General features: G+C 64.6%; 5 protein-coding genes. 1 reads left to right on the plus strand and 4 read right to left on the minus strand.

Annotation, left to right across the window (positions count from 1 at the left end; translation table 11 throughout):
• From plsX to ACIQ42_RS16135, 3 genes are all read right to left on the minus strand, one after another.
• Window positions 1-917 (minus strand): phosphate acyltransferase PlsX (gene plsX, locus ACIQ42_RS16125; protein ID WP_397423265.1); only part of this gene is annotated, 917 nt, incomplete at its 3' end.
• Window positions 918-1081: 164 nt separating this feature from the next.
• Window positions 1082-1603: a YceD family protein gene (locus tag ACIQ42_RS16130; RefSeq protein ID WP_397423266.1), complete on the minus strand. Its 522-nt coding sequence runs from the start codon at window positions 1601-1603 to the stop codon at window positions 1082-1084.
• On the minus strand, window positions 1600-2127 hold the full coding sequence (locus ACIQ42_RS16135; protein ID WP_397423267.1) for a ubiquinol-cytochrome C chaperone family protein: 528 nt from the start codon (window positions 2125-2127) through the stop codon (window positions 1600-1602). Before ACIQ42_RS16135 ends, ACIQ42_RS16130 begins: the two co-directional genes overlap by 4 nt.
• 117 nt (window positions 2128-2244) lie before the next feature.
• Here ACIQ42_RS16135 and ACIQ42_RS16140 point away from each other — a divergent pair, with 117 nt between their 5' ends.
• The gene (locus ACIQ42_RS16140) at window positions 2245-2739 is read left to right on the plus strand and encodes an outer membrane protein assembly factor BamE (protein ID WP_397423268.1); all 495 of its coding nucleotides are present in this window, start codon (window positions 2245-2247) and stop codon (window positions 2737-2739) included.
• A gap of 299 nt (window positions 2740-3038) precedes the next feature.
• Here ACIQ42_RS16140 and ACIQ42_RS16145 read toward each other — a convergent pair.
• On the minus strand, window positions 3039-4760 hold a 1722-nt coding region (locus ACIQ42_RS16145), incomplete at its 5' end, for a sodium-translocating pyrophosphatase (protein WP_397423269.1).

A 4760-nucleotide genomic window follows, 5' to 3' on the forward strand; every position in this document is an offset into this window, starting at 1 on the left:
CGGGTATCCGCACCGCCATGACACTTCAGGACCAGTCCGTTGAGCCCCAGCAGGGGCGCCGCCGGCGACGGGGTCATCTTGTCGCGGAACTTCCGGAGCGACGGGCGCGCCAGCAAGGCGCCCAGACTGGCGATGGGGCCAGATGTCAACGCATCTCGCAACTCATCGTACATGAACCGCGCAGCCCCCTCCATCGCCTTCAGGGCGACATTCCCGGTAAAGCCGTCGGTCACCACAACCTCGACCGTGCCTGCGGTGATGTCGTCACCCTCGACAAAACCGCGATAGTCCAGATCGAGCCGACCCTCGCGCAGAATGCGGTTGGCTTCACGAACCTCCTCGTGGCCCTTCATTTCCTCGGAGCCGACATTCAACAAACCCACGGTCGGCCGTTCAACCCCATGCGCCGCCCGATGATAGGCCACGCCCATGATCGCGAATTCCACCAGTCGCGCCGCGTTGCAGTCCACGTTCGCCCCGACATCAAGAAATGTGGTCTGCCCCCGGGCGTTGGGAATGCTCGCCACAAGGGCTGGTCGATCCAGTTCGGCGCTCATCCGCAGGATCAACTTCGAGATCGCCATCAGCGCACCGGTGTTGCCGGCCGAAATGGCCGCGATAGCATGGCCCTGGCGGATCGCTTCAATGGCGCCCCACATCGAGGTGCCCTTGCCGCGACGCATCGCCTGAGCGGGCTTTTCGTCCATCGCGATGACGCGTTCAGCGTGGCAGACCTCGATGCGGTCAGCATGGCCGGCGTGGCGGCCGAGCTCGGCGCGGATCATCGCCTCGTCACCGTGCAGCAACAGTCGCAGCTTAGGCATCGCGCCCAGGGCCTGGACACAGGCAGGGACCACCACGGATGGTCCGTGGTCCCCACCCATGGCATCGACAGATATCACGAGAGGTTCAGTCAAATCGGCGCCTTCGTCCCCCTCCACACCATCGATCCAGGACCGATAGCGCAGCCTTTGCTTAGGACCTTTCCCCGTCTCGACCTGCGGTCAGTATCGAGTGGCAAAGGTCGCGGCCGGATGCCGGAATCGGCGCGACCATACCCCGGCGCATTGCCGTGTGGAAACTATGCCTTTGGCTCTGCCAGCTTTCTGAGCGCCGCAAAGGGCGAGAGCTCCTCGGTCGGCGGCGCGTAGTCGAACGTCACACCCGGCTTGCGCGGGAAGGGATCGAGCTCCAGAGAAAGATGCTCGACCAGATACTCCGCGATATCCACGGCGTCGTCGGCGATAACATCCGGCGCATCCGGACTGTCGGCGTCAAACTCGAGATCCCCTTCTTCCGGGGGTGGCGCGTGGGCGCTCCCGGCGGGCACGATGCGCACGGCGATGTCACCGGTGACCGAGGCTTCGAACGGCTCGAGGCTGACGCCGCAGATCTGTTCCACAATGGCGTTGAATCGCCCTGACAGCTCGAGCCCGTCCAGCCAGGGCGCCGCCGTGATCTCGGCTCGAAACGAGGACAGACTTTCCAGATCCAGCCGCCGGGCGATCTCCGCGCGCTCGGCGTCACCGGCTACAAGCGAGAGCTTGAGGGGACCGCGGCTGACCTCGTGAAGCTTTACGACCCGGTTCCAGCTGCCGCTCACGGCTTGGCCCAATGGATCTCGCCCGCATAGAAGGCCTCCAGTGGCTGCCCGGCGAGCGCCGTCCGCTGCGCCAGGAGGTAGGCCGCAAGTTGCGGCGCCTGGCCAGGATCCATGCCGGCGTAGACGGTTCTGGCCAGCATGGCTTCCAGTGGACCGGTGTCCGGCAAGGCGGCCAGGCCAGTCTCGTAGAGGGCGATCCGCCCGTAGAACGCCTCGCCCAGTTTCCGCATCCGCTTGCTGATGCTCGTATCGCCTACGCCCATCTCCCTGAGCGTGTTGTCCAGCGCGGAGAGATAGGTGTCGAACAGCGCCTGGGCCGTTTCGCTCGCCTGCTCACCCTGGGCCTTCAGGCGCTCCAGGATCAGGTACACATGCAGGCTATAAAGCTCGAAGCGCCCTTCCCGGGTGTCGGGCGCCCCGAGGTCGGCATAGAGTCCCGGCGTGCGGGCCTGCGCCACCACGAGCGGGTACAGCGCCTCCCCGGCCAGTTTTGCAGGGCGAGCCTTGAACAGTCGGTTTAACATGGGTGGCCTCGATTTCGCCCCGAGCGCTCTATATAGGGCGTCATTGAACTAAGGGGCGGCCAAGGATAGGTCAAAGCCTCTATACCCGGTCACGAGCCAACCTCGCAGAAAGTCGCAATGTTCCGACGCGCCGCCACCGCCGCCCTCGCTGCCGCATTGCTGGCCGCCACGGGCCTCACCGCCTGCGCCCCGATCACCAGCTATTCGGGGTTCCAGGCGATTGATTCGGATCCCAAGGACGTCCAGGTGGGTACGGACACCAAGTCCACCGTGCGCGCCAAGCTGGGGTCGCCCTCCGTCACATCGACCTTTGACCCGAACGTCTGGTTCTACGTGAACCAGGTCAAGCAGCGCGTCGCGTTTCAAAAGCCCAGGGTCACGGCGCGCAATGTGACCGCCATCGCGTTCAACAAGGACAGCGAACTGGTCGATGCGGTGAACACCTACACGCTCAAGGACGGCAAGGTCATTGCATTCAACAGTCGCGAGACCCCGACCCGCGGTCGCGAGATGACCATCCTTGAACAGTTGCTCGGCAGCGTCGGCCAGGGTGGTCTGTTGCCGCAGGATGATGAGGGCGTGCCCGGGTCGCGGCCCGGCGACCGGCGCTGACACCGCCGAACCGCTCAGCCACGCTCACCGGAGCGGTTTGACCAAAAGTAGCGTGGTCAGGCCGCTGTTCCATTCCAGATCGGGATATCTGTCCGCCTCACGGTAGCCGCGGGCGGCGTAAAAGGCCTGACTGCGGGTGTTGAAGCCGCGTGCAGGATTGCGCGGAGACTGGAACTGTCTGCCGGGCGCGCCAAACGTGCGGTGATCATGATCGCATGGGCTCCTTTCACCCGCCGGGCAGTAACAAAAACGCCCCGGAGATCGCTCTCCGGGGCGCTTCAGTCTTGCGTGAGCTCCAGTTACTGGGCGGCGAGAACCGCCAGCAACAGCAGGGCCACTATGTTGGTGATCTTGATCATCGGGTTCACAGCGGGACCCGAAGTGTCCTTGTAGGGGTCGCCTACGGTGTCGCCCGTCACAGCCGCCTTGTGGGCATCTGAGCCCTTGCCATGAAGCACGCCGGCCGAGTCGGTGAAGCCTTCTTCGATCACCTTCTTGGCGTTGTCCCAGGCGCCGCCGCCCGAGGTCATCGAGATGGCGACGAACAGGCCGGTGACGATCACGCCCATCAACATGGCGCCGACGCAGGCAAAGGCATCCACCTTCCCAGCGATCGCGTTGATCACGAAGAACAGCACGATCGGCGATGCGACCGGCAGAAGCGACGGGACAATCATTTCCCGGATCGCCGCCTTCGTCAGGATGTCGACCGCGCGACCATACTCGGGCTTGACCTCGCCGGTCATGATCCCGGGGTTTTCCCGGAACTGACGACGAACTTCCACGACGACGGACTGCGCCGCGCGCCCGACGGCCGTCATCGACATGCCACCGAACAGGAACGGCAGCAGACCGCCGAACAGCAGTCCCACCACGACGTAGGGGTTGGAGAGATCGAAGGCCACCGGGCCCATTCCGTCGAAGAAGGACCCCGGCGACGCATTGGCCGCGAAGTACTTCAGGTCCTCGGTATAGGCAGCGAAGAGCACAAGCGCGCCCAGGCCGGCCGAACCGATGGCGTAACCCTTGGTCACGGCCTTGGTGGTGTTGCCCACCGCGTCGAGCGCGTCTGTCGTGACGCGAACTTCAGGCGGCAGCCCGGCCATTTCGGCGATGCCACCGGCATTGTCGGTGACCGGACCAAAGGCGTCGAGTGCAACCACGAAACCCGCCAGCGACAACATGGCTGTCGTGGCGATGGCGATGCCGAAGAGGCCCGCCAGGTTGTAGGTCACGATGATGCCCACGATGATCACGATGGCCGGCGCCGCGCAGGCTTCCAGGCTCATCGCCAGGCCCTGGATGACGTTCGTGCCGTGACCCGAGACCGAGGCTTGCGCCACCGACTTCACCGGCCGGAAATTGGTGCCGGTGTAGTATTCGGTGATCATCACGATCAGCGCCGTGATCACCAGGCCGGCCATCGAACACCAGAACAGCGACATGGCGTCGAAGCTCTTCTCTAGAGGTGTGCCCGCGTTCACGGTCAGCGTTTCTGGGACCAGCGACGGGATCAGGAAGTAGAGCGCAATCGCCGACAGCACGCCGGTGACGATCAGGCCCTGGTAGAGGGCGCCCATGATCGAGCCGCTCTTGCCCAGACGCACGGCGAAGGTGCCGATGATCGAGGTGATGATGCACACACCGCAGATGGCCAGCGGCAGCAACATGACATTGCCAAGCATGGCCGAGCCCGCGAAGAAGATGGCGGCCAGCACCATGGTGGCGACCGTGGTCACCGCATAGGTCTCGAACAGGTCAGCGGCCATGCCGGCGCAGTCGCCGACGTTGTCGCCCACGTTATCCGCGATCGTGGCGGCGTTGCGCGGGTCATCCTCGGGGATGCCGGCCTCAAGCTTGCCCACCAGATCGCCGCCAACGTCAGCGCCCTTGGTGAAAATGCCGCCGCCCAGACGGGCGAAGATCGAGATCAGCGAGGCGCCGAAGCCGAGCGAGACCAGACCGTCGATCACGTGGCGATCTGACGGCTCCAGACCCTGGGAACCCGTGAGGAAGGCGTA

This window comes from Phenylobacterium sp. (genome assembly GCF_044372605.1).
In the GTDB taxonomy this organism is placed as follows: Bacteria; Pseudomonadota; Alphaproteobacteria; order Caulobacterales; family Caulobacteraceae; genus Phenylobacterium.